The 26365-nt window shown below is 69.9% G+C and carries 23 protein-coding genes and 1 tRNA gene; 6 read left to right on the top strand and 18 right to left on the bottom strand.

Annotation, left to right across the window (positions count from 1 at the left end; translation table 11 throughout):
- Nucleotides 1-41: 41 nt before the first annotated feature.
- The 5 genes from AB663_RS00120 to AB663_RS00140 all read right to left on the bottom strand — a co-directional run bounded on the left by AB663_RS00120 (nucleotide 42) and on the right by AB663_RS00140 (nucleotide 3075).
- A complete protein-coding gene (locus AB663_RS00120; protein ID WP_067201883.1) occupies nucleotides 42-371 on the bottom strand; it encodes a helicase in 330 nt (109 codons plus the stop codon).
- 16 nt (nucleotides 372-387) lie between these two features.
- On the bottom strand, nucleotides 388-813 hold the full coding sequence (locus AB663_RS17460; RefSeq protein WP_232304583.1) for a TadE family type IV pilus minor pilin: 426 nt from the start codon (nucleotides 811-813) through the stop codon (nucleotides 388-390).
- The gene (locus tag AB663_RS00130; protein ID WP_067201888.1) at nucleotides 813-1010 is read right to left on the bottom strand and encodes a DUF4244 domain-containing protein; all 198 of its coding nucleotides are present in this window, start codon (nucleotides 1008-1010) and stop codon (nucleotides 813-815) included. Before AB663_RS00130 ends, AB663_RS17460 begins: the two co-directional genes overlap by 1 nt.
- Before the next feature lie 131 nt (nucleotides 1011-1141).
- On the bottom strand, nucleotides 1142-2068 hold the full coding sequence (locus AB663_RS00135; RefSeq protein ID WP_067194214.1) for a type II secretion system F family protein: 927 nt from the start codon (nucleotides 2066-2068) through the stop codon (nucleotides 1142-1144).
- Nucleotides 2062-3075: a TadA family conjugal transfer-associated ATPase gene (locus tag AB663_RS00140; RefSeq protein WP_157540769.1), complete on the bottom strand. Its 1014-nt coding sequence runs from the start codon at nucleotides 3073-3075 to the stop codon at nucleotides 2062-2064. Before AB663_RS00140 ends, AB663_RS00135 begins: the two co-directional genes overlap by 7 nt.
- A gap of 423 nt (nucleotides 3076-3498) precedes the next feature.
- Between AB663_RS00140 and acs the strand changes: the two genes are divergently transcribed.
- Entirely contained in the window at nucleotides 3499-5466 is a 1968-nt protein-coding gene (gene acs / locus AB663_RS00145) for an acetate--CoA ligase (protein WP_067194217.1), read from the top strand.
- Nucleotides 5467-5615: 149 nt separating this feature from the next.
- Here acs and AB663_RS00150 read toward each other — a convergent pair whose 3' ends face one another.
- Entirely contained in the window at nucleotides 5616-6074 is a 459-nt protein-coding gene (locus AB663_RS00150; protein ID WP_067194220.1) for a RidA family protein, read from the bottom strand.
- The gene (locus AB663_RS00155) at nucleotides 6071-6328 is read right to left on the bottom strand and encodes a hypothetical protein (protein WP_067194223.1); all 258 of its coding nucleotides are present in this window, start codon (nucleotides 6326-6328) and stop codon (nucleotides 6071-6073) included. Before AB663_RS00155 ends, AB663_RS00150 begins: the two co-directional genes overlap by 4 nt.
- Before the next feature lie 95 nt (nucleotides 6329-6423).
- Between AB663_RS00155 and AB663_RS00160 the strand changes: the two genes are divergently transcribed.
- The 5 genes from AB663_RS00160 (at nucleotide 6424) to AB663_RS00180 (ending at nucleotide 11375) form a co-directional block, all read left to right on the top strand.
- Nucleotides 6424-9015 (top strand): transglycosylase domain-containing protein, encoded by a 2592-nt coding sequence (locus tag AB663_RS00160; protein ID WP_067194225.1) that lies wholly within the window; start codon nucleotides 6424-6426, stop codon nucleotides 9013-9015.
- Nucleotides 9012-9944 carry a metallophosphoesterase gene (locus tag AB663_RS00165; RefSeq protein ID WP_067194228.1) on the top strand — a complete coding sequence of 311 codons (933 nt, stop codon included), beginning with the start codon at nucleotides 9012-9014 and terminating at the stop codon, nucleotides 9942-9944. The genes AB663_RS00160 and AB663_RS00165 overlap by 4 nt, the downstream gene beginning before the upstream one ends.
- A gap of 57 nt (nucleotides 9945-10001) precedes the next feature.
- Nucleotides 10002-10078 (top strand) — tRNA-Pro (locus AB663_RS00170).
- Between the two features lie 68 nt (nucleotides 10079-10146).
- The gene (locus AB663_RS00175; RefSeq protein ID WP_198147892.1) at nucleotides 10147-10623 is read left to right on the top strand and encodes a VanZ family protein; all 477 of its coding nucleotides are present in this window, start codon (nucleotides 10147-10149) and stop codon (nucleotides 10621-10623) included.
- Nucleotides 10620-11375, top strand: a complete 756-nt coding sequence (locus AB663_RS00180) for an HAD-IIB family hydrolase (protein WP_067194234.1) — start codon at nucleotides 10620-10622, stop codon at nucleotides 11373-11375. Before AB663_RS00175 ends, AB663_RS00180 begins: the two co-directional genes overlap by 4 nt.
- A gap of 10 nt (nucleotides 11376-11385) precedes the next feature.
- Here AB663_RS00180 and AB663_RS00185 read toward each other — a convergent pair whose 3' ends face one another.
- From AB663_RS00185 to AB663_RS00235, 11 genes are all read right to left on the bottom strand, one after another.
- Nucleotides 11386-12645, bottom strand: coding sequence for an alpha-hydroxy acid oxidase (locus AB663_RS00185; RefSeq protein ID WP_067194237.1), 1260 nt, complete (start codon nucleotides 12643-12645; stop codon nucleotides 11386-11388).
- 9 nt (nucleotides 12646-12654) lie between these two features.
- The gene (locus AB663_RS00190; RefSeq protein ID WP_067194239.1) at nucleotides 12655-13368 is read right to left on the bottom strand and encodes a FadR/GntR family transcriptional regulator; all 714 of its coding nucleotides are present in this window, start codon (nucleotides 13366-13368) and stop codon (nucleotides 12655-12657) included.
- 195 nt (nucleotides 13369-13563) lie between these two features.
- On the bottom strand, nucleotides 13564-14175 hold the full coding sequence (locus AB663_RS00195; protein ID WP_067194242.1) for a thymidine kinase: 612 nt from the start codon (nucleotides 14173-14175) through the stop codon (nucleotides 13564-13566).
- A gap of 7 nt (nucleotides 14176-14182) precedes the next feature.
- Nucleotides 14183-15613 (bottom strand): malate dehydrogenase (quinone), encoded by a 1431-nt coding sequence (gene mqo / locus AB663_RS00200; protein WP_232304701.1) that lies wholly within the window; start codon nucleotides 15611-15613, stop codon nucleotides 14183-14185.
- A gap of 171 nt (nucleotides 15614-15784) precedes the next feature.
- On the bottom strand, nucleotides 15785-16858 hold the full coding sequence (locus AB663_RS00205) for an aspartate-semialdehyde dehydrogenase (RefSeq protein ID WP_067194248.1): 1074 nt from the start codon (nucleotides 16856-16858) through the stop codon (nucleotides 15785-15787).
- 219 nt (nucleotides 16859-17077) lie between these two features.
- Nucleotides 17078-18358, bottom strand: coding sequence for an aspartate kinase (locus AB663_RS00210; protein ID WP_067201893.1), 1281 nt, complete (start codon nucleotides 18356-18358; stop codon nucleotides 17078-17080).
- A gap of 467 nt (nucleotides 18359-18825) precedes the next feature.
- On the bottom strand, nucleotides 18826-19743 hold the full coding sequence (locus tag AB663_RS00215) for a DMT family transporter (RefSeq protein ID WP_083511025.1): 918 nt from the start codon (nucleotides 19741-19743) through the stop codon (nucleotides 18826-18828).
- Nucleotides 19740-20333 (bottom strand): recombination mediator RecR, encoded by a 594-nt coding sequence (recR, locus tag AB663_RS00220; RefSeq protein WP_067194251.1) that lies wholly within the window; start codon nucleotides 20331-20333, stop codon nucleotides 19740-19742. The genes AB663_RS00215 and recR overlap by 4 nt, the downstream gene beginning before the upstream one ends.
- Nucleotides 20333-22798: a DNA polymerase III subunit gamma and tau gene (locus AB663_RS00225; protein WP_067194254.1), complete on the bottom strand. Its 2466-nt coding sequence runs from the start codon at nucleotides 22796-22798 to the stop codon at nucleotides 20333-20335. Before AB663_RS00225 ends, recR begins: the two co-directional genes overlap by 1 nt.
- An 88-nt stretch (nucleotides 22799-22886) precedes the next feature.
- A complete protein-coding gene (locus AB663_RS00230; RefSeq protein WP_067194257.1) occupies nucleotides 22887-25370 on the bottom strand; it encodes a glycoside hydrolase family 65 protein in 2484 nt (827 codons plus the stop codon).
- Nucleotides 25367-26233, bottom strand: coding sequence for an HAD family hydrolase (locus AB663_RS00235; RefSeq protein WP_442922649.1), 867 nt, complete (start codon nucleotides 26231-26233; stop codon nucleotides 25367-25369). Before AB663_RS00235 ends, AB663_RS00230 begins: the two co-directional genes overlap by 4 nt.
- Between the last annotated feature and the right edge of the window lie 132 nt (nucleotides 26234-26365).

A 26365-nucleotide genomic window follows, 5' to 3' on the forward strand; every position in this document is an offset into this window, starting at 1 on the left:
AGTGATGCGGGGGTTCACCGTGCACGTCGTATGAACAGCCGTCAGTTCCGCTCGGGTGGCCCGGCTCGGGCGCGGGAGACGGCAGCCAGACCAGCGTACGCCGCCTGGACCTGGACGGTCGCCACGAACCCGTCGATCGCGCACTCGACGAGAGTGGCCCGTGAGGCCGCCGCGACCCTCGCCGCGACGTCGCACGGCCCCTCCTCGACGATGACGGCACCGCTGGCCGCGTCGGCCGCCGCCAGCGCCGCTGCGTCGGCTGCGCCCGCAGCGCGCTGGGCCGTGACTGCCGCACCCCCGATCGCGGCCAGGCCCAGAGAGAGCATGGCCGCGACCGAGAGCACGCCCGCGGCGAGCGCGGAACCAGCCATCAGCGGATCCCGCCGGTCATCGTCCACCGCCCAGCGCACAGCTCGATGCCGCGAGCGGGACGGAGACGAGCCCGGCGACCCTGGCGTCGGCGGACGTCGTGACGCACACGAGATCTCCCTCGTCCACGTGCGACAGCCGTGCGCCGGGCGCCGTGGCGGCGACCGCGCGGGCCGCGGCATCCGCTCCCTCACCGCGTCCGAGCAGGCGGGCGGCGTCGGCCGCGGCGTCTTGCAGCGACACCTGACGCGACGCCGCCCCGAGCGCGCCGGCGCCGAGCATCAGCGCGAGCACGACCGCGGGCAGAGCGAGGGCGAGCTCCGCCGCGACGGAGCCGCGGTCGCCCGTGAGCGGACCGCCCGTACGGCCCCTCGACTCGACATGCGCGCGTTCGTCCTTCGACGCGACGTGCGCACGCTCATCCTTGGGATGTTCGCGGTGCATCAGGCCACCGTGAGGGCGCGGCGCACGAGATCGGTGAGGATGCCGCGGACCTCGTCTGACCGCATGATCACGACGAGCAGTCCGGCGAACGCGACCGCCGCCATCGTGGTGATGGCGTACTCGGCCGTGGCCGCCCCCGTGTCGTCTCCGAACAGCGACGAGGCGCGGCGGCGGGTCAGTGCGGGAAGGGTGTTCATCGGTTCCTCTTTCTTCATGTTCGTCTCTCTTTCTTCGGGGCATGCCGCCTCCACGGCACGCCGGGTGGTCCGGGCCTGCGCGCGGGGCGCCTGCCACGGGTGGTGCGGGTCGGATCGAGGGTGCGGGTGTCTCATAGGTCGACACCTCCCAGCGGTAGCGGGGTCGACGTGAGCACGCTGAGGATCAGCGGAGCCACGCCGAGCAGGAGGAAGGACGGCAAGGTGCAGATCCCCAGCGGGAGCAGGAGCCGTGTCGACAGCGCAGACGCCCTCAGCCGCCCCGCCACCCGTGCGTCGTGCCGCTCCTGCGCGGCTGAGGCCCGCAGCAGCTCGACGGCGGGAACGCCCGCTGTGCGGGACAGGTCGAGGACATTGCGGATGCGCTCCTCTCCCCCGAGGTGCGACGCAGGGCTCTCCGCGACGAGACGCAGCGCGCGATCGACCGAGGCTCCGCCGGAGAGGGCGACGGCGACGAGCTCCGCCTGCATGCCCGGCGTGCCCGGTTCGGGTTGGGCGCGCGCGAGCAGGCGACGCGTCCAGGACCGCGCGAGCACGACGAGACCGAGGCCCGCGACGACGCAGACGCCGCCCGCCGGGTTGCTCGTCACGGCGCCGATCGTGTCGAATCCGAGTGCCGCACCGAGCAGGAGGCCGGCGAGCGGCATCCAGAGAAGCAGCCGCGCTGTGCCGGCCGGCTCCGCCAGGGCGATGCGCACGTCGTCGGCTGCGGCAGCCGCGTCTCGCAGGGTTTCGGCGAGCATGCGGAGCACCTCGGCGAGGGGCGCGCCGACCGTGGTCGCGATCTCCCACGCGGCGGCCAGGTCGACCCACGGCCCTCCTTCCTGCTCGATCGCGGTGACGAGCGGCGTGCCCTCATCGGCGCGATCGACGATCGCGGCCGCATGCGCGTCGCCTGTCTCCGCCAGGTGGCGCCACGCCACCAGGGGCACGGCGCCGGCCTGCAGCAGCACCGCCAGGGTCTGCACCGACGCCGCCGCTTCGGCGGGGTCACCCTGCATCGCGCCCCGAGCATGCCGCCGCCGACGCTGGCTCACCATGGGTGCACCTCCTCGATGCCGAGCCTGTCGGCGACGAGCGTGAGGCGACCCGCCTGGGCTATGCGCCGCGTGCCGCCAGGGTCGCGCTCGAGATGCAGCACGATCGTGAAGGCGCTGACCGCCTGGCGCGCGAGCGCAGTGGCGTCCATGCCGGCGAGGGCGCCGAGCGCCTCGAGGCGCGCAGGGACGTCTCGAAGCCCGCTGGCATGCATCGTGCCCGCGCCACCGTCGTGCCCGGTGTTGAGCGCGGTGAGGAGCTCTCGCACCTCCTCGCCTCGGCATTCGCCCACGACGAGGCGATCGGGGCGCATCCGCAACGACTCCCTGACCAGACGCGCGAGGCTGATCTCTCCCGCGCCCTCGAGGTTCGCCTGCCGCGCTTCGAGGGCGACGTGATGCGGATGGCGCGGACGCAGCTCGGCGACGTCTTCGATGGTGACGATGCGCTCGCCCTCCGAGGCCGCGGAGAGCAGTGCGGAGAGCAGCGTGGTCTTTCCCGTGCCCGTTCCGCCGGTGATGAGGAGGTTCGCGCGCTCGGCGACGAGACGCAGCAGCCACGCGTGCTGCCGCGCATCGAGAGAGCCGAGGCCGGCGAGCGCGTCGAGGTCGGCTGCGCGCACTCGCGGGATGCGGATCGACAGCGCCGTGCCCTTCGTCGACACCGGCGCGAGCACCGCGTGTACGCGGATGCCGGAGTCGAGCCGGACGTCGACGCACGGGGCCTGGTCGTCGAGGTGGCGTCCTCCGAGCGCGACCAGGGCGACCGCCAGGTCGCGGACCTCGCGCTCCGAGGCGCTCCAGCCGTCGACCTTCTCGGCGCCTGAGCCGCGATCGACGAACAGTCCGGACGAGCCGTTGACGAAGACATCGGTGACCCGCGTGTCCGCGCAGTGCTCGGCCAGCGGTCCGAAGGCCGGATCGAGTGTGATCGCCGCGTCTCGGGCGTCTGCGGCACCTGCCCGCGTCGCGCGAGGCGTCCGCGGCTGGAAGACGAAGGAATCGGGCATGCCCCGACGCTAGGCACGATGCCGATGCTGCGCGTCGGACGCGAGGCGATCCGCCCGAGCGCTGTGCACAACTCGAGGGAACAGGCATCCGTGCAGAAACGGTGCGCACGTCGGCGACGATGGCGACCCCGCCGTCTGGCACGTGACGAGAGCGCTCTCAACGGAATGGGCGGCATCTCACGGGGGGAATGAGATGCCGCCCACGGCACGTCAACCGATCGGGGGAATCGGGCGCACCAAGGCCGGAATAGATTTCGGCTGTCGTCGAGTGTACGCAAGGCGACCGTCCTGACAAAACCGGCACGACTACTGACTTTCGGCAGTATGCGGTGACAGGGGTCGGGACTAGATTCACCCTGACTTGATCACGCGACGCGAGATCACACCCGCACGACCCGCATTGCCGCAAAGGAGCGCCTGCCGATGAGCAGTCAGATCGATCACCTTCTCGATGAGACCCGCCAGTTCCCGCCGTCGGAGGAGTTCGTCGCGCAGTCGATCTCCTCTCCCGAGCTGTACGAGCGCGCCGCAGCCGACCGCGAAGCGTTCTGGGCCGACCAGGCGCGCGAGCTCCTGCACTGGCACACCCCGTTCACGCAGGTGCTGGACTGGTCGAACCCCCCGTTCGCCAAGTGGTTCGACGACGGCGAGCTCAACGTGGCATACAACTGCCTCGACAGGCATGTCGAGGCAGGGAACGGCGACCGCATCGCCCTGTACTGGGAGGGCGAGCCAGGCGACTCCCGCGCCATCACCTACGCCGAGCTGACCGAAGAGGTCAAGCGTGCGGCGAACGCGCTCAGCGACCTCGGAATCAGCCACGGCGACCGCGTGGCGATCTACCTGCCGATGATCCCCGAGGCCATCGTTTCGATGCTCGCCGTCGCACGCCTCGGCGCCATTCACTCCGTCGTGTTCGGCGGGTTCAGCGCCGACAGCCTGCGGTCGCGCATCGACGACGCGGGCGCGAAGCTCGTGATCACGGCAGACGGCGGCTACCGCAAGGGCCGCGTCTCCGCACTGAAGCCCGCCGTCGACCAGGCGCTCGCCGACCGCGGTGAGGGCGAGCAGCAGACGGTCGAGCACGTGCTCGTCGTCAAGCGCGGCGAGAACGAGGTCGACTGGACCGAGGGCCGTGACATCTGGTGGCACGACGTCGTGCCCGCGGCATCCGCCGAGCACGAGGCGCAGGCGTTCCCGGCGGAGAACCCGCTGTACATCCTCTACACCTCGGGCACCACGGGAAAACCGAAGGGCATCCTGCACACCTCGGGCGGCTACCTCACCCAGGCGGCGTACTCGCACAAGTACGTCTTCGACCTTCACCCCGAGACCGATGTGTACTGGTGCACGGCTGACATCGGCTGGGTCACCGGCCACAGCTACGTCGCCTACGGCCCGCTCGCCAACGGGGCGACCCAGGTGCTCTACGAAGGGACGCCCGACTCCCCTCACCCCGGACGCTGGTGGGAGATCATCGAGAAGTACAAGGTGTCGATCTTCTACACGGCACCCACGGCGATCCGCTCGTTCATGAAGATCGGCCGCAGCGTTCCGAAGAAGTTCGACCTCTCGTCTCTGCGCGTGCTCGGATCGGTGGGCGAGCCCATCAACCCCGAGGCATGGATGTGGTACCGCGAGGTCATCGGCGGCGGCAAGACCCCCATCGTCGACACGTGGTGGCAGACCGAGACGGGGGCCATCATGGTCTCGCCGCTCCCAGGTGTCACTGCCACCAAGCCCGGCTCGGCCCAGGTCCCGCTGCCCGGGATCTCGATCGACGTCGTCGACGAATCCGGCACGGAGGTCGGCAACGGCAACGGCGGGCTGCTCGTCATCACGAAGCCGTGGCCGAGCATGCTCCGCGGCATCTGGGGCGACCCGGAGCGCTACAAGGAGACCTACTGGGAGAAGTTCGAGGAGCAGGGATACTACTTCGCCGGCGACGGTGCGCGCCTCGATGACGACGGAGACCTCTGGCTGCTCGGACGCGTCGACGATGTCATGAACGTGTCGGGCCACCGGCTCTCGACGGCCGAGATCGAGTCGTCGCTCGTGGCGCACGAGGCGACGGCCGAGGCTGCCGTGGTCGGCGCGTCCGACGAGACGACCGGCCAGGCGGTGGTCGCCTTCGTCATCATCAAGGAGAGCTACCTCGCCGAGCACGACCCTGCGGGCCTCGCTCAGCAGCTGCGTCAGTGGGTGGGCGAGCAGATCGGCGCCATCGCGCGGCCGCGCGACGTCTACATCGTCGGCGAACTGCCCAAGACCCGCTCCGGCAAGATCATGCGTCGCCTGCTGCGAGACGTGGCGGAGGGCCGCGAGGTCGGTGACACGACGACCCTGGCCGACACCGCGGTCATGAGCATCATCTCGGCACAGGTCAAGTAGCCGGAGTCCGCCGAGACCCCGTCTCAACGCCGAGACCCCCTCGCATTCGCGTGAATGAGAGGGGGTCTCGGCGTTGAAGAAGGGGGCATCGGTGCGCCATGACGGGCGCGGATGCCGTGCGGCGCGGATGCCGTCACGGTGGCGCCGCGTCAGGAGAGGATGAAGGTGACCTCGACCTCGACCGGGCTGTCGAGCGGAAGAACCGGGACTCCGACGGCCGCCCGCGCGTGGCGGCCCGCGTCGCCGAAGATCTCGCCCAGCACCTCGCTCGCGCCGTTGATGACTCCTGGCTGACCGGTGAAGTCCGGCGTCGAGGCCACGAAACCGCCCACTCGCAGCACTCCGGCGATGCGCTCGATTCCACCGGCGGCATCCGCCGCAGCCGCGAGCGCGTTGAGCGCGCAGACGCGGGCGTAGAGCTTCGCGTCCTCCGCGGTCACCGCGCCGCCGACCTTGCCCGTCGCAGGAAGCGCGCCGTCAGTGAAGGGCAGCTGTCCGGAGGTGTAGACGAGGTCGCCGTGCACGACGGCGGGGACGTACGCCGCCACCGGTGCGGCGACGGCGGGGAGTTCGATGCCGAGTTCGGCGAGGCGCGCCGACACGCTCATGCCGCACCGCCCGTCGACTCGCTGCGCTCGCTCGGGACATCGCCCTCGAACTGACGCGAGGCCTCGGCCGCAGCCGCGAGACCCGCGTTCTGCGCGGCATCCGTCGTCACCGGACGCTTGAAGTACGCCACGAGACCGCCCTCGGGTCCCTGCACGACCTGCACGAGCTCCCAGCCCTGCTTGCCCCAGTTGTTGAGGATGGCCGCGGTGTTGTGGATGAGCAGCGGCGTGGTCAGATATTCCCACGTGGTCATGGCACTCCTGTCTGGCCCGTCGTCAGGCTCGGGGTCCGATGAGGACGCAGTCGCGTCAAAGGCGGTATTCAGGGAACTCCCCTACGATCAAGCGTATGCCTCAAACGAACCGCACGGTGAAGGGCGTGCTCGGCGGCCTCCTCGGCCTCGTCGGGCTGAGCGCCGTCGCCGGCCTCCTTGTCACGGCCAGCGTCACCCCCGTCCTCGCCATGACCGGCATCACCGGATCGCGAGCGTTCTCGCTGTTCGAGGAGCTCCCCGACAACCTCCAGGTCACCGCTCCCATGGAGCAGTCGACCATCTACGCGACCGGCGTCGACGGCAACCCCTTCCCCCTCGCATCTTTCTACGAGCAGAACCGCATCCCGGTGACGTACGACCAGGTCGCCCCGGTGATGTATGACGCGATCCTCTCCAGCGAGGACAAGAACTTCTACAACCACGGCGGCGTCAACCTCGGCGCCACCATCAAGGCCGCGCTCGGCAACGTCGCCGGGACGACCGACCGCGGCGCCTCCACCATCACGCAGCAGTACGTGAAGAACGTGCAGGTGCAGGAGTGCGAGCAAGACGTCGACCCGGGCGCAGAGGACTACGAGAAGCAGATCCAGCAGTGTTGGCTCGACGCGGCCGTGGCGAAGGGCAGCGCCGGCATCGAGCGGAAGCTGCGTGAGATGCGGTATGCGCTCAAGATCGAGAAGGACTACTCGAAGAACGAGATCCTCCTCGGGTACCTCAACATCTCGAACTTCGGCGGCACCGTCTACGGCATCGAGGCGGCGGCGAACCGCTACTTCTCCACGTCGGCCGCGAATCTCACGCTCGTGCAGGCCGCGACCATCGCAGGCATGGTGCAGGAGCCGAACAAGCTCCGCATCGACATGCCCCAGGGCACCGGGACGACCAAGGACGGCGTCGCGTACAACTCGGCCGAGGACGGCTACAAGCTCACGCTCGAACGCCGCAACTATGTGCTCGACCGCATGCTCATCGACGGCAAGATCACGAAGGAGCAGCACGACGAAGCCGTGGCGACTCCGGTCGTCCCCGTGCTCCACGACTCCGCCCAGGGGTGTGCCGCGGCCGGTGACAACGCGTACTTCTGCCAGTACGTGAAGTCGGTCATCGAGAAGGATCCCGCGTTCGGCGACACCCCCGAGGAACGGCGATCGAACCTTCGCCGCGGCGGGCTCCAGATCTACACGACCCTCGACATGCGCGTGCAGCAGCCCGCGATCGACGCCGTGAAGGCCCGCGTCCCGCAGGCGATGCCCGGCATCCTCGTCGGCGGCACCGGCGTGTCGATCGAGGCCACGACAGGCCGCATCCTCGCGATGGCTCAGAACACCGTGTTCAACGAGTCGGCGAACGCCAACCTCGGCGCGGGCGAGACGGCCATGGTCTTCGCCGCCGACCGCGCCCACGGCGGCAGCACCTACGGCTTCGAGACCGGATCGACGTACAAGCTCTTCACGCTGCTCGAATGGCTGAAGACCGGGCACTCGGTGAACCAGGTCCTCGACGGCCGACTGAAGACGTTCAGCCCCTTCACGGCGTGTGGCGACAAGATCACGAACTCCACGAAGATCAACAACTTCGGCAACGGCGGCGGCTCGGTCAGCAGCGTCGCCCGCTTCACCGCCCAGTCGCTCAACACGGGCTTCCTCGCGATGGCGCAGCAGCTCGACCTGTGCGACATCAACGAGACCGCGAAGAGCCTCGGCGTGCACTACGGCAACGGCGACGACATCACCGTCGGCGGCAAGGACGTCAACCAGGCGCCCAACGCCCCGTTCCCGACCGTGCTCGGCTCGAAGAGCGTCGCACCGCTGCAGATGGCCGGCGCATACGCCGCCGTCGCGAACAACGGCACCTTCTGCGAGCCCAAGGCCATCGACCGCGTCGTCGGCAGCGACGGGCAGGATCAGAAGATCCCGGAGACGAAGTGCAGCCAGGTGCTCGCTCCCGAGGTCGCGGCGACCGCGGCCTTCGCCCTCCGCGGCGTCATGAACGGCGGCACCGGCGCCGCAGCGAACCCGAACGACGGCATCCCGGTCATCGGCAAGACCGGTACCGCCGAGAAGGAGCACACCATGCTCGTCGAGTCGAGCACCAAGGTGACGACCGCTGTGTGGGTGGGAAACATCGACGGCCGTGCCCCGCTGAACAGCTTCCGCAACGGGGACGGCGTGCGCCTCGGCGACATCCGATACGGCCTGGCGCGGGCGATCCAGTCCGCAGCCAACGACGTGTACGGCGGCGACGCCTTCCCCAAGCCCGACAACAAGCTCACGCGACAGGTCACCGCCGAGGTGCCGAACGTCGTCGGCAAGTCGATCGACGAAGCCACGGCGATCCTCGACGATGCGGGCTTCTCGGCGACCGTCGGCCCCGAGGTCGACAGCGATCTGCCCGCCGGCACCGTGGCCGCGCAGAACCCCTCGGGCCAGGCACCCACCGGTTCGACCGTCACCCTGTCGCCGAGCAACGGCCAAGGCGCGACTGTGCCTGCCGGCGTGATCGGGCAGCACAGGGCCGAGGCGCAGAACACACTGTTCGGAGCAGGGTTCACCTCGATCGCGTTCGACAACTCGTGCAACCCGCCGAACTCGAAGGTGACGAGCACCGACCCGGCCGCGGGCAGCGCCGCGAGCAAGACCACGACGATCACCGTGTCGTGCCAGTGAGCTCTCGTCGCTCCGCGCACCCGGCCCTCATCGCGCTCGGCGCGGTGGGGGCCGCCGGTGCGGCCGCAGCGGTCTGGGGCATCGGCATCGAGCGTTACCTGTTCACGGTGCGCGAGGTGACGGCATCCGCACTCGCTCCTGGATCCGCGCCGATCCGCGTGCTGCACATCTCCGACGCGCATATGGCGCCGTGGCAGCACCGCAAGCAGGACTGGCTCGCCTCGCTCGCGCAGCTGCAGCCGGACCTCATCGTCAACACCGGCGACAACCTCGGGCACCGCGACGGTCTCGCCGGCATCCGACGGGCATTCGAGCCGTTCGCCGGCATCCCCGGAGTGTTCGTGCACGGCTCCAACGACGTGAGCGAACCCTCCCCCCGCAATCCCCTCAAGTACTTCGCGGGCCCTTCGGAGAAGCAGCACTGGGCGCCCGAACTCGACACGGCCGCGATGGATCGCTTCTTCACCGACGAACTCGGGTGGACGCCGCTCGACAACACGGCGGCCCGGGTCGAGGTGGGCGGACGCGTCGTCGACTTCTTCGGTGTCGGCGACGCGCATCGTGACTGGGACGATTTCGAAGCACTCCCGGCCGCCATCGCGCAGCTGGGCCCCCGTGACCCGAAGACCCCGGTCATCGGCGTCACCCACGCGCCCTACCAGCGCGTGCTCAACGGCTTCGTCGATCTCGGTGCCGACGTCATCTTCGGCGGGCACACGCATGGCGGACAGGTCTGCCTCCCCGGATTCGGCACGCTCGTCGCGAACTGCGACATCCCGCTGAAGCAGGCGAAGGGGCTGAGCACCTGGACGTCGGGTGAGCGCACCGTGCCGTTGAACGTGAGCGCAGGCTGCGGTCACTCGATCTACGCCCCCATCCGGTTCGCGTGCCGCCCAGAGGCGACGTTGCTCACGCTCACGTCGCGGTGATCGCGGGCTCGATTCGCCGTTTCGGACTCTTCTCCTATAGACTCGGAGGGTTGCAAACGGGGTGTGGCGCAGCTTGGTAGCGCGCTTCGTTCGGGACGAAGAGGTCGCAGGTTCAAATCCTGTCACCCCGACCAGTGACACAGAAGGCCGCCCTGCCGGGGCGGCCTTCCGCATATTCGAACGCATGGCGAAGGGGACGCGCATGGGCTCACCTCTTCCTCCGCCGCGCCCCGCCACCCGAGGCGTCGCGCTCGGCCTCGGCATCCCTTTCCTTCTGGGGCTCGCGCTCCTCGGGCTGGCGCCGTGGCGCGTCGAGGACGCGCTGCCCGACTTCGTGGACGGCGTCGTGTCCGCCGCCCAGCTCCTCGGCGGCGCCTCCATGGACTTCGCCCGCGTCGAGTTCCTCGCCAACCTTCTCATGTTCGTGCCGATCGGGGCGCTCGCGTTCGTGCTGCTCCCCCGGCGCGCGTGGCTGCTCTCGCTCGCGATCGGGCCCGCCCTCTCGTTCGCCATCGAGTCCACGCAGCGTCTCGCCCTGCCGCACCGGGAAGCCACTGTCGGCGATCTCCTCGCCAACTCGGCCGGTGCCACTGCCGGCGTGGGCATCGCCATCCTGTGCACGGTGTTCTTCGCACCGCGGACCTCACCGCATCCGTCCCCTACCCTGGAGACATCATGACCTCGCCTGCTCTCGTCGCCTTCGATCTCGACGACACCCTCGCACCGTCGAAGGGCGCCATCAGCCCACGCATCGCCGAACTGCTGCGCGCCCTGTTGCGCACGGTCGACGTCGCCATCATCTCCGGCGGCAACGAGCAGCAGTTCCGCACCCAGGTCATCGCGCAGCTGGGCGCTGCGGATGCCGCCGACCTCGCTCGCCTGCACCTCCTGCCGACCTGCGGCACGCGGTACCTGCGGCATGACGGCACCGAGTTCGCCCCTGTGTACGCGCATGACCTCAGTGCAGTGGAGAAGACGGCGGCCCTCACGGCGCTGCGCGAGGAGGCCGAGCGGCTGGGGCTGTGGGAGGCCGAGCCCTGGGGTGAGATCCTCGAGGACCGCGGTTCGCAGATCACCTTCTCGGCACTGGGGCAGCAGGCTCCCCGCGATGCCAAGCACGAGTGGGATCCGACCGGCAGCAAGCGCCTCGCCCTGCGCGACGCGGTCGCCGCACGCCTGCCGGGGCTGGAGGTCCGTGCCGGCGGTTCGACGTCGATCGACATCACCCGCGCGGGCATCGACAAGGCCTATGGCATGCGCCAGCTGTCGGAGCACACCGGCATCCCGCTCGACGCCATGCTGTTCTACGGCGACCGGCTCGATGAAGGCGGCAACGACTACCCCGTGCTCGCCCTCGGCGTGCCCTCCGTCGCCGTCGACGGGTGGGAGGACACGGCCGAGAAGCTCACCGCACTGCTCGTGAACCTCTGAACCGCACCGATCAGACGGACGTCGCCTCGGCGACGGCCCGCGACACCGGCACGAGCCGCGTGAGCTGCGTGACGTGCGCGGGCTCCAGCTCCGCCAGCGACGATACGCCCAGCAACCGCATGGTGCGCTCGATCTCGCTCCGGAGGATCGCGATCGCCCGATCGACACCCGCCCGGCCGCCTGCCATCAATCCGTACAGGTAGGCACGGCCGATGAGCGTGAAGTCGGCCCCGAGCGCGACCGAGGCCACGATGTCCGCGCCATTCATGATGCCGGTGTCGATCATCACAGTGAAGTCCTCGCCCACCGCGGCGCGCACGTCGGGCAGCAGGTGGAACGGGACCGGCGCACGGTCGAGCTGCCTTCCGCCGTGGTTGGACAGGACGATGCCGTCGACACCGGCATCCCGCAGGCGCACCGAGTCCTCGACGTTCTGCACGCCCTTGATGACGATCTTGCCCGGCCACAGGTCGCGGATGACGGCGAGATCGTCGTAGCTGATCGTCGGGTCCATCGCGGCATCCAGCAGCTCCCCCACGGTGCCGCCCGTGCTGCTCAGCGAGGCGAACTCGAGCTTCGGGGTGGTCAGGAAGTCGAACCACCACCACGGCCGCGGGATGGCGTTCACGATCGTCCCGAGTGTCAGCTGCGGCGGGATGGAGAAGCCGTTGCGCTTGTCGCGCAGGCGGGCTCCGGCGACCGGGGTGTCGACCGTGAAGTGCAGCGTGTCGAAACCTGCCGCAGCCGCGCGACGGGTGAGCTCGTACGAGATCTCACGGTCGCGCATGACGTAGAGCTGGAACCAGTTGCGGCCGTGGGGGTTCGCGGCCTTGACGCCTTCGATCGACGTGGTGCCGAGCGTCGAGAGGGTGAACGGGATGCCGGCGGCTCCCGCCGCTCCGGCTCCCGCCACCTCGCCCTCGGTCTGCATGAGGCGGGGGAATCCGGTCGGGGCGATGCCGAACGGAAGAGCCGACGGTCCGTCGAGGATCTGCACGGAGGTGTCGACATCGGGCGCGGGGCGAAGGATGCCGGGATGGAACTCGATGTCCTGGAACGCCTGACGCGCACGCGACAACGACAGCTCCCCCTCGGCGGCCCCGTCGGTGTAGTCGAACGCGGCCTTCGGCGTGCGGCGCTTCGCGATCGTGCGCAGATCGTCGATGGTCAGGGCGCTCTGCAGGCGGCGGCGCGTGCCGTTGAGGTCCGGACGCTTGAACTTCATCAGCTCGAGCAGTTCGGCGGGATTGGGAAGCTGGCGCTGGACCATCGTGCTCCTTCAGTCGGTGGGCCGGTGGCCCAGAACGTGTTCGTAATAGCCGGTGATGTGCGCGCGCACGAGGGCGCCCGCAGCATCCGCGTCTCCCTCGTCGATCGCCGCGACGATCGCGTGGTGCTCTGTTCGCAGTCGGTCTGCCATCGTCGTCCAGTCGGCGATCGCCTCCGAGCCCGCGACCACATACGACTCGATGGCCGTGCGGAGCCCCGCCATCATGGCGGCGATGACCGAGTTGCCGCTCGACTGTGCGAGCGCCAGGTGCAGCTGTGCGTCGAGCGCGAGGAACTCCTGAGGGGCGAGCCCCTCGGCGTCCATCGCGAGCAGGATGCGGTGCGCCTCAGCCGTGTCGCGCTCGGCGCGGCCCGCGAGCGTCGTCACGACGGCGTCTTCGAGCACGAGACGGGTCTGCACGACGTCGTCGAGAGGGAAGCCCTGGGCGGCGACCTGCAGCCGCAGCAGAGTCGACATGCCTCCGGTGGGCGTCGCGATGACGATCGCGCCCGCCTGCGGTCCCGATCCGGTGGCTGTGCGGATCAGCCCCATGACCTCGAGCACACGCAGCGCCTCGCGGACGCTCGAGCGTCCGACCGAGAGATCGGCGGCGAGGTCGCGCTCCGAAGGGAGCCGATCGCCCGGGCCGAGTTTTCCGTCGAGGAGGTCGCGCTCGATGTGCTCGAGCACGGTGCGCCAGGCGCGCGCGGGCTGCTCCGGCATGCTCCGACCTCCTCCATGTGGTCAGACCACAGTATCGGGTGTGGTCTGACCACGCAAGCGGGTCGGCGGAACGCGGCGCCAAGGTCGCCGCCGACGCCGCGATGTGCGCGGGAATCGCCGAGCGTGGGCTCGGCGGTTGGGGACGAGTTCCGCGCGGGAGAGTGTGCGTCCCGGGACGAGCACCCCTGGGATGGGTCAGCCGAGTCGGCCGCCGGACTCCTCCAGATAGCAGGCGCCGCACAGCGACTCGTATGTCGTCACCTCGGGGGCCGCGGTTCCGTCGGCGCCCTCGTCGATCGCGACCTGGTCGCCGTCGAACACGAAGCGCCCGCCGACGACACGACCATTGAACACGGCCTTGCGGCCACAGCGGCAGATCGTCTTCAGCTCCTCGAGGGAGTGCGCGATCGCGAGCAGGCGCGCCGATCCTGGGAACGCGTGCGTGAGGAAGTCGTTGCGGATGCCGTAGGCGAGCACCGGGATGCCGTCTTCCACCGCGATGCGGAAGAGGTCGTCGACCTGCTCCGGCGTGAGGAACTGGGCCTCGTCGATCAGGAGGCACGCGATGTTCGCGCCGGCGCTGTGATCGTCGAACAGGTCGCGCACATCGTCGTCCGCGCCGATGAGGAAGTCGACCTCGCGCGTCACGCCGAGCCGGCTGTCGATCTGCGATGCGCCCTTGGTGTCGATCGCAGGCTTGGCGAGCAGCACCTGCTGGCCGCGCTCTTCGTAGTTGTACGCGGCTTGCAGCAGCGAGGTGGACTTGCCCGAGTTCATCGCGCCGTAGCGGAAGTAGAGCTTCGCCACGATGTCGTCAGGAGTTGAGGCCGAGCGTCGCGGCCGTGGCCTCCGTCGACTTCGCCGCCAGCGCGGGGTCGGTGTTCAGCTTCTCACCGAACGTCGGGATGAGCTCGCGCAGCGTGCTCTCCCAGCCCGGGTACTCGGCGGGGAAGCACTTCTTCAGCAGGTCGAGCATGATCGGTACCGCGGTCGATGCGCCGGGAGAGGCTCCGAGCAGGCCGGCGATCGAGCCGTCAGCCGACGACACCACCTCGGTGCCGAACTGCAGCACGCCGCCCTTCTTCGGGTCCTTCTTCATCACCTGCGCGCGCTGACCGGCGTTGATGAGCGTCCAGTCCTCGTCCTTCGCCGTCGGCATGAAGGTGCGCAGGCTCTCGACCTTCTTGCGGTGGTTCTTCAGCAGCTCGCTGACGAGGTACATGATGAGGTCGGGGTTCGCGAAGGCTACGCGCAGCATCGGCCACAGGTTGTGCGTGCGCACCTGGGTCACGATGTCGAGCATCGAACCCTTCTTGAGGAACTTCGGGCTGAAGGTCGCGAAGGGGCCGAACATGAGCGAGGCCTCACCCTCGACCACACGGGTGTCGAGGTGGGGCACCGACATCGGCGGAGCGCCGACGGACGCCTGCGAGTACACCTTGGCCTTGTGCTGCGCGACGATCGCCGGGTTGGTGGTCTTGAGGAACTGGCCGCCGATCGGGAACACCCCGTACCCCTTGATCTCCGGGATGCGCGAGCTCTGCAGCAGCTTGAGGGCCCAGCCGCCGGCCCCGACGAACACGAAGCGCGCCGTGATCTCGTTCGGCGTGCGGCCGATCGTGTTGCGGTACTTGATGCGCCAGCGTCCGTCTTTCTGCTTCTTGAGCGAGCGGACCTCGTGGTTCACGCGCAGGTCGACGCCCGACGCCGTGAGGTGATCGAAGAGCTGGTGCGTGAGCGCACCGAAGTCGACGTCGGTGCCGCTCGGCACCCGAGTCGCCGCGAACGGCTCACCCTTGCGGCGCTTCTGCATGAGGAGCGGCGCCCACTGGTTGATGACGCGGGAGTCCTCGCTGTACTCGATGCCCGCGAACAGCGGCTGGTCCTTCAGCACCTCGTAGCGCTTCTTGAGGTACGCGACGTCTTTCTCTCCGCGCACGAACGTCATGTGCGGAGTGGCGTTGATGAACGTCGAGGGGGCGTCGAGGATGCCCTTGTCGACGAGCGACGACCAGAACTGGCGGCTCTGCTGGAACTGCTCGTTGATCGAGATCGCCTTGGCCGGGTCGAGCGGAGCATCGCCCTGCTGCGGCATGTAGTTGAGCTCGCAGAGCGCCGCGTGGCCGGTGCCGGCGTTGTTCCACGGGTTCGACGACTCCTGGGCCACATCGGAGAGTCGCTCGAAGGCGACGATCTTCCAGTCAGGCTGCAGTTCGTGCAGCAGAGTACCCAGGGTGGCGCTCATGATGCCACCGCCGATCAGGACGACATCGACGTTCTCAGTCACCAGACCAGTCTAGTTCGCGGGCGCGACACGGCTGACCACCCGGAACGCCCCGGGCAGAGCGGATCGGCATGGCGGGATGCATGCAGGCTATGGACGCCGTCGGGCGGATACCGCGAGGAGGCCGCCCCGTCAGACGGATGCTGCGACGAGGCGCTCCGCGACGATCTCGGCGATCTGCACGGCGTTGAGCGCCGCACCCTTGCGGAGGTTGTCGTTGCTGATGAACAACACGAGCCCCTTGCCCTCCGGCGCCGACTGGTCGGCGCGGATGCGGCCGACGAAGCTCGGGTCCTTGCCCGCCGCATACAGCGGCGTCGGGACCTCTTCGAGCGCCACCCCGGGCGCATCGGCGAGGATCTCCGTCGCGCGCTGCGGCGTGATGTCCCGCGCGAACTCGGCGTGGATGGACAGCGAGTGCCCCGTGAAGACCGGCACCCGCACGCAGGTTCCTGCGACGCGGAGATCCGGCAGTTCCAGGATCTTGCGGCTCTCGTTGCGGAGCTTCTTCTCCTCGTCGGTCTCGTTGTCGCCGTCGTCGACGAGGTTCCCGGCGAACGGGATGACATCGAACGCGATGGGGGCGACGTACTTCTCCGGCTGCGGGAAGTCGACGGCCGAGCCGTCGTGCACGAGGCGCAGGGTGTCGCCCTGCGCGAGCACGCCCTCGACCTGTCCCAGGAGCTCCTGCGCGCCCGCGAGACCCGAGCCCGAAACCGCCTGGTATGTGGAGACGATGAGCCGTTCAAGACCGGCCTCGGCATCCAGCGCCTTCAGAACCGGCATCGCCGCCATGGTCGTGCAGTTCGGGTTGGCGATGATGCCCTTGGGACGCTCATCGATCGCGTGCGGGTTGACCTCGCTGACCACGAGCGGCACCTCGGGGTCGTTGCGCCACGCGCTCGAGTTGTCGACGACGACGGCGCCTGCCTCGGCGAAGCGCGGAGCGTAGGCACGGCTCCCGGGGGCGCCCGCGGAGAAAAGGGCGATGTCGATGCCTGCGGCATCCGCCGTCTCGACGTCTTCGACGATCACGGTCGCGCCCCCGAACTCGATGGCGGTGCCTGCCGAGCGCGACGACGAGAAGAGACGCAGCTCGCGGATCGGGAACGACCGCTCGGCGAGAATCTCGCGCATCACGGTGCCCACCTGGCCGGTGGCGCCCACGATGGCGACGGAGAGTCCGGAGTCGGAGATGCGGGTCATGGTCTTCCTCGGCGTCGTACGGTACAGCGTGCGAGGCGCAGGGCGCGGCGTCGTGGTGCGGATGCCGCGCCTGGCGCCGATGTCAGGGTTCCGGTGAGTCTATCGCGACCGGGACGGTGCCGGGGTCGTGATGACGGATGCGGGTGCGATCGGCGCAGCGGCCGGGGCGGCGCCGGGGGCTGCGGCCGGGCTGGTTCGGCGGCCGGTGGTTCCGGCCGTTCAGCGGCCAGTGCCGGCGTGGACCGTCGCCTCAGCCTCGCCGTCGAGCCCGTAGGCCGTGTGCACGGCCCGGGCTGCCTCGGCGAGATCGGCGTCGCGGAGCACGACGGAGATGCGGATCTCCGACGTCGAGATCATCTCGATGTTGATGCCGGCGGCCGAGAGCGCCTCGAACAGCGTGGCCGAGACGCCCGAGTGGGTGCGCATGCCCGCGCCGACGACCGACAGCTTGCCGATCTGGTCGTCGTGGACGAGGTTCTGGAAGCCAACCTCGGCCTGCTCCCCGGCCAGCGCCTTGAGCGCGCCCGCGGCATCCGCCTTGGGCACCGTGAACGAGATATCCGTGCGGCCGGTCGCCGACACGTTCTGCACGATCATGTCGACGTTGGCACCCGACTTCGCGACGATCTTGAAGATCTCGGCGGCCTTGCCCGGAACATCCGGCACACCGGCGACCGTGATCTTGGCCTGGCTGAAGTCGGTGGCCACGCCGGCGACGATCGGCTCTTCCATTGCTGCTCCCTCGGATTCGCGGGGGTTCTTCATGCCCTCGCCCAGAACGAATGTGCCCTCTGCCGACGAGAAGGTCGACCGGGCGTGGATCAGGACGCCGTGACGGCGTGCGTACTCGACGGCGCGGATATAGAGCACCTTGGCGCCGTTGGCGGCGAGCTCGAGCATCTCCTCGCTCGAGATGTGGTCGAGCTTCTGAGCGAGCGGGATGACGCGAGGGTCGGCGGTGAAGATGCCGTCGACGTCGCTGTAGATCTCACAGACGTCCGCGTCGAGCGCCGCGGCCAGAGCGACGGCGGTCGTGTCGGAGCCGCCGCGCCCGAGCGTGGTGATGTCACGCGTATCGCGGTTGAAGCCCTGGAAACCCGCCACGATGACGATGGCGCCCTCGTCGAGCGCTTCGCGCAGACGCACAGGGGTGACGTCGACGATGCGGGCCGCGCCGTGCTGGGAGTCGGTGATCATGCCGGCCTGGCTGCCTGTGAAGGAACGCGCCTCGAAGCCCATGGAGTGGATGGCCATGGCGAGGAGCGCCATGGAGATGCGCTCACCGCTCGACAGGAGCATGTCGAGCTCGCGCGGAGCCGGAATGGGCGCCACCTCGTTCGCCAGGTCGAGCAGCTCGTCGGTCGTGTCGCCCATGGCGCTGACCGCGACCACGACGTCATGTCCGGCACGACGCGTGTCGACGATGCGCTTGGCGACGCGCTTGATGCTCTCTGCGTCGGCGACGGACGAGCCGCCGTACTTCTGCACGATGAGGGCCACGTTCACTCCCTGGGATGTCGGGCGGATCCGCCCACGCTCATTCTACGGAGCGCGCGTATGCCGCTTCGCGCATGTGACGGGCGCGGGCGGGCGCGGCGCGGGGGTGCAGGCGGGCGCGGGGCGGGGGCGGGCGCGGCGGTGCGGGCGGGCGGGGCGGCGCCGGGCCGGGCGCGGGGCGGGGCGGGGGTGCAGGGCGTGGGGCGCGCGGGGGCGGGGCGGCGCGGGGCCGGGCGGTTCGAAACGTCGGAGTTTCCGGCCGACACGCCGCGCCGAGGCATCCGGATGCGGCGTGTCGCCCCGCGACTCCGACCTTTCGTACCGAGCCGCACGCGGATGCCGCGACTGGCGCGCGACGGCGGGCGAGCCGCAAGCGGATACCGCGACTGGCGGGCCACGGCGGGCACGGCGGGCGAGCCACGGCGGCGGCAGCGGGCCTCGGCAGCGGGCTACGGCAGCCCGCGGCGGGGTCAGGGGGCCGGAGGCAGCGGAGCGGGAGCCGCGGGGCGGAGGCGTCCGCCGGTGCCGGCGAACCAGCATCCGATGATGATGAGCGGGAATCCGATCAACAGGCCCGGTGTCAGAGGCTCTGCCAGCACGATCGCGCCGAGGATGATCGCGACGACGGGGTTGACGTACGTGAACAGCGGAGCGCGCACCGGACCGACCTCGCGGATGAGTGCGAAGAAGGCGAGGAACGCGACAGCCGTGCACACGACGGCAAGGGCGAGCAGCGCACCGATCGACGGCAGCGTGGGCACCTGGTGCTGGGTGAGCAGACCGATCGGCAAGTAGAGGATGCCGATCATGAGGAGCGACAGCGTGATCACGCCGAGCGAGGGCACGTCGCCGAGCTTGCGCGCGACGATGAAAGGGGCGATCGCGTAAAGGATCGCGACGAGCAGCACCTCCGCCGCAGCCAGCAGGCTCACCTCACCACCGAACAACCCGGGTCCGGCGACGACGATCGCGACCCCGACGAACCCGACGACGAGGCCGATGGCGCGGGCGGGCCGCAGCACCCCGCGGTCTCCCCCGCCGAGGGCGATGAGCGCGGCGAACAGGGGGACCGTGGCGACGAGGAGTCCTGTCATTCCCGAAGGCAGGGTCATCTCGGCATGGCCGAGCAGGAGGAACGGTCCGGCCATCTCGACCGCGCCGAACGCCAGCACCCACGGCCACAATCTGAGCGCAGCCTTCAGAGCGCCGGAGCGGATCGCGAACGGCAGGAGCAGAAGCGCCGCGATGAGAGTGCGACCGGCGACGATCGCCGGCGGGGAGAACGACTCGACCGCGACGCTGATGAACAGGTACGGCACGCCCCACAGGAGGCACATGGCGGCGAACAGCAGCCATCCGCGCCGGGTGAAACCGGAGTGCGTGTTCACAGGACGCGCCGGCCTTCGAAGGCCCGGCCGAGCGTGACCTCGTCGGCGTACTCGAGGTCACCGCCCACGGGCAGCCCCGATGCCAGGCGCGAGACGGTGATCTGCATGGTGGTGAGCAGGCGGCTGAGGTAGCTCGCCGTCGCCTCGCCTTCGAGGTTGGGGTTCGTGGCGAGGATGACCTCCTGCACGGTGCCGTCGGCGAGGCGCGTCATCAGCTGGGCGATGCGAAGGTCGTCGGGGCCGATGCCGGCGATCGGGCTGATCGCTCCGCCGAGCACGTGGTAGAGCCCCCGGAACTCGCGGGTGCGCTCGATCGCCGCGACGTCTTTCGCATCTTCGACGACGCAGATCAGCGCCGCGTTGCGCCGCGGGTCGCGGCAGATGGCGCACCTGTCCTGTTCGGCGACGTTGCCGCAGATCTCGCAGAAGCGCACGCGCTCACGGATCTCGGTGAGCAGCTCGGCGAGCCGTGCGACGTCGAACGTCGGCGTCTGCAGGATGTGGAACGCGATGCGCTGGGCGGACTTGGGTCCGATACCCGGCAGCCGACCGAACTCGTCGATCAGCTCCTGGACGATGCCGTCGTACATCAGGAGAACCTCGTGGGGGGCTCATAGGGCTCTTCGCGCACGAACGTGGCGCCGAGCACCTGGCGGATCACTGCTTCGCCGTATCGCTGCACTCCCCCGGACGGGGCGCGTTCGGTGACGACGGGAGTCTTCGGCTGGGCCGGCGGAGCGGATGGAGCGGAGACATCGGATGCCGGAGCGGCCGGTGCAGCGCCCCCGCCCGGACCAGCCGGTCCTCGATTCGTCACCGGACCGGCGGACGAATGTCCCGACGATGCCGGACCGGCGGATGCATATCCCGACGGTGCCGGACCGGCGGATGCATATCCCGACGGTGCCGGACCGGCGGACGAATATCCGGCCGGCGGCGCGGCAGGCTCGTACGCCGGATCGTAGGGCGGTTCGTCGTCATAGAACGGCGGCTCGTCGGGATACGGCGGCGGGTCGCCCGCCGCGGATTCCGGTGCCCTTCCCGCAGCGCCGCTCTCCGCGGGCTGCGATGGGCCGGATGCTGCACCGACGCCGGCACCCGGATGCGCACCCGCTGCGGAGGCGGCCGAGCCGACGCCCTTCGGCACCATCGCGTCGGCGACGTGACCAGCAGCGGCGGCCGACGACAGCGGCACGGCGGCGGATGCGGAGCCGGATGCGGAGCCCGGCGCGTCGGCCGGCGCGGCGTCGGAGGACGGGATGCGAGCCACCGCCCATTCGGTGACGGGCGCCGCGTCGGCGCGGACCTGGGGTCGGGCGGAGCCCGCTGACGCAGGCTCCGATGCAGAGCCCGGGTCGCCGGGAGCCGACGCGGCGGGCCCGCCAGACGACTGGCGAGGCGCGCCGCCAGGCGGCATCGGCGCTGGACGGTATTTGACCCTGACACCCACCTCCTGCTCGATCGCCGAGCGGAGGTGGTCGGACGGGCCGGAGCCCGGGGTCGCACCCTTGAACTTCTGCACGTCGTGCTGACTGGTGAACCCGAGCGTGAGCACCTCGGATTCTTCGTCATAAGCGAGCGGCTGCACTGCGGTGGCGAGCAGCCACGACGTGCGGCTGATCCCTTCGAGGCGCGACAGCACCGACGGCCAGGCCGACGAGATGCGCTCGAAGGTCACGGGGCCGGTCGCGGCAGGCTCGGGGATCGCCGCGCCAGGCGTCGTCGCGCTCGGCGCAGCCTGGGCGTCAGGCGTCTCAGACGCGTTCGGCGCTCCTGCCGCCTGGCCAGCCGACGCACTGGCTCCAGAGGCGGGTGCCTGCGCCGCGGCCGCCGCAGCGATCGACGCGGCCGCCGTACCGGGGATCCCGGTCACGGCAGACGAAGGCCGCGTCGCAGACGCGGGGGCGATCGTTCCCGGCGACGGCGCCGCCGCGGCATCCGCCCCTGCCAGCACCCGCGCCACCATGAGCTCAAGGTGAAGCCGAGGGGAGGTCGCACCCGTCATGTCGTCGAGCGCGGCGCTGACGAGATCTGCCGTGCGCGACAGCCGCGCGGAGCCGAAGGCATCGGCCTGCGCCCGCATGCGCTGCAGCTCGTCGTCGGCCACGCCGCGGAGCACTGCAGAGGCTCCCGATCCGACCGCGGCGATGACGATGAGGTCGCGCAGCCTCTCGAGCAGATCGTCGACGAACCGTCGTGGGTCCTGTCCGGTCTGCACGACCTTGTCGATCGCCGGGAAGGCCGCAGCCGCATCGCCCGCGGCGAGCGCGTCGACGATCTCGTCGAGCACCGTGGCATGCGTATAGCCGAGCAGAGCGACAGCGCGCTCGTAGGCCACCGTGACCGTCTCGGAGCCGGCAGCCGAATCGGATCCGGCGATCAGCTGGTCGAGCAGCGACAACGTGTCACGCGGGGAGCCGCCGCCGGCGCGCACGACGAGCGGGAGCACGCCCTGCTCGACCACGACGCCCTCTTCTGCGCACAGCTTCTCGACGTACTCGAGCATGGCCGCCGGAGGCACGAGGCGGAACGGGTAGTGGTGGGTGCGCGACCGGATGGTGCCGAGGACCTTCTCGGGCTCGGTCGTGGCGAAGATGAACTTGACGTGCGGCGGCGGCTCTTCGACGAGCTTCAGCAGGGCGTTGAACCCCTGCGGCGTGACCATGTGCGCCTCGTCGAGGATGAAGATCTTGTACCGGTCACGGCTCGGCGCGAAGGTCGCGCGCTCGCGGAGGTCGCGCGCGTCGTCGACGCCGTTGTGGCTCGCGGCGTCGATCTCGACCACGTCGAGCGATCCGCCGCCCGCGCGCGAGAGCTCGACGCAGCTGGGGCACGTGCCGCACGGGGTGTCGGTCGGCCCCTCCGCGCAGTTGAGGCAGCGCGCGAGGATGCGGGCCGATGTCGTCTTTCCGCAGCCGCGCGGGCCGGAGAACAGGTAGGCGTGCCCGACGCGGTCGCCGCGGAGGGCGGTCATCAGCGGCTCGGTCACCTGGGACTGCCCGATCATCTCGCCGAAGGACTCGGGCCGGTAGCGGCGGTAGAGGGCTGTGGTCACCAGAACAGCCTAAGCCGTGCCACGGACACTCGGCATTCCCCCGCGAACCCCGCCGGGATGAGGCCGGCGGGGGTCGCGGCGGTCCGGGTCAGTCCTCGACGCCGATCACCGGGATCGAGGTCGTGATCACAGGCACGGATGCCGACAGGCGGGTGCCGTCGTCGCGTCGCGCGTCTTGGAACTGCCGCAGCGTCGGGCGTCCGGGGATGACCGGGCCCTGGTCGGCGAGCGGCACGACGGCCGGAGCCTCGGTCGTCGCGATATACGTCATGTCGCGGACCGTGAACGGCACCGGGGCGCCCGAACGGACCTCGACCGTGAGTGTGTCCCGCGTCACCGTGACCTGCAGCGCCGACCCCTGCCACTGCAGCGGGTACGACAACGAGGGCCACGCCTCCGGCAGACGGGGGTCGAAGCTCAGCTCGCCGGCATAGTCGCGCATGCCTCCGAAGCCGCACACGAGCGCCGTCCACACCCCACCGGCCGACGCGACGTGCACGCCGTCGGCCGCGTTGTGGTGCAGGTCGTGCAGGTCGACGTAGATCGACTGCTCGAAGTACTCCAGGGCGAGGTCCTGATAGCCGACCTCGGCCGCCATGATCGACTGGACGACCGCCGACAGAGTCGAATCGCCCGTGGTCAGCGGGTCGTAGTACTCGAAGTCGGCGAGCTTCTCGGCATCCGTGAAGTGGTTGCCCTGCAGGAACAGGGCGAGCACGACATCCGCCTGCTTGAGCACCTGGAACCGGTAGATCACGAGAGGGTGGAAGTGCAGCAGCAGCGGACGCTGATCCGCCGGCGTGTGCGCCAGGTCCCACACCTCACGCTCGAGGAACAGGGAGTCCTGCGGGTGGATGCCCAGCGACTCGCTGTACGGGATGAACATCGCCTCGGCGGCGCGCTCCCACTCCGCCGCCTCGCCGGGGCCAAGGCCGGTGCGCTCAACGAGGCGCGCGTAGTCCTCGGGGAACAGCTCCTCGATCTCGCGAACGACCTTCGCCGCGTAGCGGAGGTTGTAGCGCGCCATCACGTTCGTGTAGAGGTTGTCGTTCACGACGGTCGTGTACTCGTCGGGACCCGTGACACCGTGGATGTGGAACGTCTCCCCCGAGCCGTTCGCCGACCGCCAGAAGCCGAGGGTCGTCCACAGCCGCGCCGTGTCGACGGCAATGTCGGCGCCTTCGCGGCGCAGGAACTCCTCGTCGCCCGTTGCCCGCACGTACTTGCCGAGAGCGAAGCTGATGTCGGCGTTGATGTGGTACTGCGCCGTGCCCGCCGCGTAGTAGGCCGACGCCTCCTCACCATTGATCGTGCGCCACGGGAAGAGCGCGCCCGCCTCGTTGAGCTGTGCCGCGCGACGCCGCGCCGCCGGAAGCATGAGCACGCGAGCGCGCAGGGCGTTGCGGGCCCACTGCGGCGAGGTGTATGTGAGGAACGGGAGCACGTAGATCTCCGTGTCCCAGAAGTAGTGGCCGCTGTACCCCGAACCGGAGACACCCTTCGCCGCCACTCCGCTGCCGTCGGCCCGTGCCGACGCCTGGGCGAGTTGAAGCAGGCACCAGCGCGTCGCCTGCTGCAGGTCGTCGTGCCCGGCGATCTGCACATCGCTGCGCGACCAGAACGCCGAGAGCCACTCCTCCTGGCGGCGGAACTGCTCGTCGATGCCCTCCACAACGACACGGTCGAGGGTACGGCGGCAGCGGTCGACGAGCTCGCGGGGCGGGACCCCGCGCGACGTGTGGTAGCTCACGACCTTCGTGATGCGAATGGGCACGCCGGCCTTCGCCTGCACGCGGAAGACGTTCTTCGCGATGTCAGGCTCGATGAGCGTGCGGGCCGTGTACTCGTTCTCGGTCTCGATGAGGTGGTCGGCGACCACGGCCACCGTCATCCCGGATGCCGCGACCCGGTACGACAGCGCGGAGCGCAGGCCGTCCTGCCAGAACTCGTCGGGCTGCAGCACGCGGTCGGCGATCTTCTCGGCCTTGCGCGGGTCGAAGCCAGCCGCCTGCGCTGCCGCGGGGGTTCCCGCGTAGACGCCGGCGCCGTCCTGACGGTTCAGCAGCTGGCAGCTCACCGTGACCGGAGCATCCGAGTTCTCGACGACGACCTCGAGCCGGAGGATCGCGAGGTGCCGCTCCTCGAAGCTCACGATGCGCTCGTCGCGGATGCGCACGCGCTTGCCCGACGGCGTCTCCCACACGACGACGCGCTCGAGCACACCGGTGCGCATGTCGAGCGTGCGGCGATAGTCGCGCACATCGGCGTCGTCGAAGGAGATCGGCTCGTCATCGACGTACACGCGCATGACCTTCGCATCGGGCGCGTTGACGATGGTCTGCCCCACCTCGGCGAACCCGTACGCCTGCTCGGCATGGCGGATCTGCCAGGTCTCGTGCAGCCCGTTGATGAAGGTGCCGTGCTCGTGCGCACCTCGGCCCTCGATGTGGTTGCCTCGCAGGCCCAGGTAGCCGTTCCCGACGCCGAACAGCGTCTCGCCCATCCCGTCTTCGGAATAGCGCGTCTCGATCAGACGCCAGGGGTCGACGGGGAAGCGGTCGCGGTCGATCATGCGGTCTCCTCGGTGTCGGGTGCGGAGGGGTCTGCGGGGGCGTCGGCGTCGGATGCCGCGCCGCGGGATGCCGTGGATGGTGTGGGGTCGGGAAGGAGCTCGGCGAGGTCGTCGACCACCACGGTCGCTCCGACGCGTCGCAGCGCGTCAGCACCGGCACCGCGGTCGACGCCGATCACGACCCCGTATCCCGCGGCGGCCGCGGAGGCGACCCCCGACGTCGCGTCTTCGACGGCGACGCTGCGCGCGGGGTCGACGCCCAGGGCTTCGGCACCGGCACGGAACATGTCGGGCGCGGGCTTGGACGACAGCGACTCACGCTCGGCGACGACGCCGTCGACGACCACGCGGAAGAACGAGCGGATGCCGGCGGCGGCGAGCACCTCTTCGGCGTTCTTCGAGCTCGACACGACGCCGAGCGGGACGCCTGCCGCGTGCAACCGCTCGACGAGTGCGAGAGAGCCGCGGTACGGGGCGATGCCCTCGGCGCGCAGGGTCGCCGCGAAGGCCGCGTTCTTGCGGTTGCCGATGCCACACACCGTCTCAGCCTCCGGCGGGTCGTCGACGGCACCCCACGGCACCTCGACGTTGCGGCTGTGCAGCAGGCTGGCGACGCCGTCGTAGCGCTTCTTGCCGTCGACGTAGTCGAAGTAGTCGGCGTCGGTGTACGGCGGCTCGATGCTCCATCGTGCGAAGACGTCGTCGAACACGGCCTTCCACGCGCGCATGTGCACCTCGGCAGTCGGCGTGAGCACGCCGTCGAGGTCGAAGAGCACGCCGTCGGCATGGAGCAGATCGGGCAGGGCTTCGGGCACAGGAGCCTCCAGGAGAAGGACGAAAGGGTCGGCACCTCTCCGTGCCACTGTGCCAGCGTAGTGCGGCTCGGGCGGGCGAGGTAACCCCTGCGGGTCCTGAGTTCTCGAGCGTGCACAGCATCCGTCGCGACCGGCAGTCGCTTTGTCGGGAGAGATGCGCTTTGTCGGGAGAAGACGGCC

This window comes from Microbacterium sp. XT11, from assembly GCF_001513675.1.
Taxonomy (GTDB): domain Bacteria; phylum Actinomycetota; class Actinomycetes; order Actinomycetales; family Microbacteriaceae; genus Microbacterium.

Excerpts from the sequence above, each read along its gene's own strand:
- AB663_RS17460 (WP_232304583.1), bottom strand. The coding sequence starts at position 813 with ATGCACCGCGAACATCCCAAGGATGAGCGTGCGCACGTCGCGTCGAAG.
- recR (WP_067194251.1), bottom strand. The coding sequence starts at position 20,333 with ATGTACGACGGCATCGTCCAGGAGCTGATCGACGAGTTCGGTCGGCTG.
- AB663_RS00160 (WP_067194225.1), top strand. The coding sequence starts at position 6,424 with ATGCCTCAAACGAACCGCACGGTGAAGGGCGTGCTCGGCGGCCTCCTC.
- AB663_RS00205 (WP_067194248.1), bottom strand. The coding sequence starts at position 16,858 with ATGACCCGCATCTCCGACTCCGGACTCTCCGTCGCCATCGTGGGCGCC.
- AB663_RS00155 (WP_067194223.1), bottom strand. The coding sequence starts at position 6,328 with ATGACCACGTGGGAATATCTGACCACGCCGCTGCTCATCCACAACACC.
- AB663_RS00230 (WP_067194257.1), bottom strand. The coding sequence starts at position 25,370 with ATGATCGACCGCGACCGCTTCCCCGTCGACCCCTGGCGTCTGATCGAG.
- AB663_RS00175 (WP_198147892.1), top strand. The coding sequence starts at position 10,147 with ATGGGCTCACCTCTTCCTCCGCCGCGCCCCGCCACCCGAGGCGTCGCG.
- AB663_RS00130 (WP_067201888.1), bottom strand. The coding sequence starts at position 1,010 with ATGAACACCCTTCCCGCACTGACCCGCCGCCGCGCCTCGTCGCTGTTC.
- AB663_RS00180 (WP_067194234.1), top strand. The coding sequence starts at position 10,620 with ATGACCTCGCCTGCTCTCGTCGCCTTCGATCTCGACGACACCCTCGCA.
- AB663_RS00140 (WP_157540769.1), bottom strand. The coding sequence starts at position 3,075 with ATGCCCGATTCCTTCGTCTTCCAGCCGCGGACGCCTCGCGCGACGCGG.
- AB663_RS00135 (WP_067194214.1), bottom strand. The coding sequence starts at position 2,068 with ATGGTGAGCCAGCGTCGGCGGCGGCATGCTCGGGGCGCGATGCAGGGT.
- mqo (WP_232304701.1), bottom strand. The coding sequence starts at position 15,613 with ATGAGCGCCACCCTGGGTACTCTGCTGCACGAACTGCAGCCTGACTGG.
- AB663_RS00185 (WP_067194237.1), bottom strand. The coding sequence starts at position 12,645 with ATGGTCCAGCGCCAGCTTCCCAATCCCGCCGAACTGCTCGAGCTGATG.
- AB663_RS00190 (WP_067194239.1), bottom strand. The coding sequence starts at position 13,368 with ATGCCGGAGCAGCCCGCGCGCGCCTGGCGCACCGTGCTCGAGCACATC.
- AB663_RS00120 (WP_067201883.1), bottom strand. The coding sequence starts at position 371 with ATGGCTGGTTCCGCGCTCGCCGCGGGCGTGCTCTCGGTCGCGGCCATG.
- acs (WP_067194217.1), top strand. The coding sequence starts at position 3,499 with ATGAGCAGTCAGATCGATCACCTTCTCGATGAGACCCGCCAGTTCCCG.
- AB663_RS00150 (WP_067194220.1), bottom strand. The coding sequence starts at position 6,074 with ATGAGCGTGTCGGCGCGCCTCGCCGAACTCGGCATCGAACTCCCCGCC.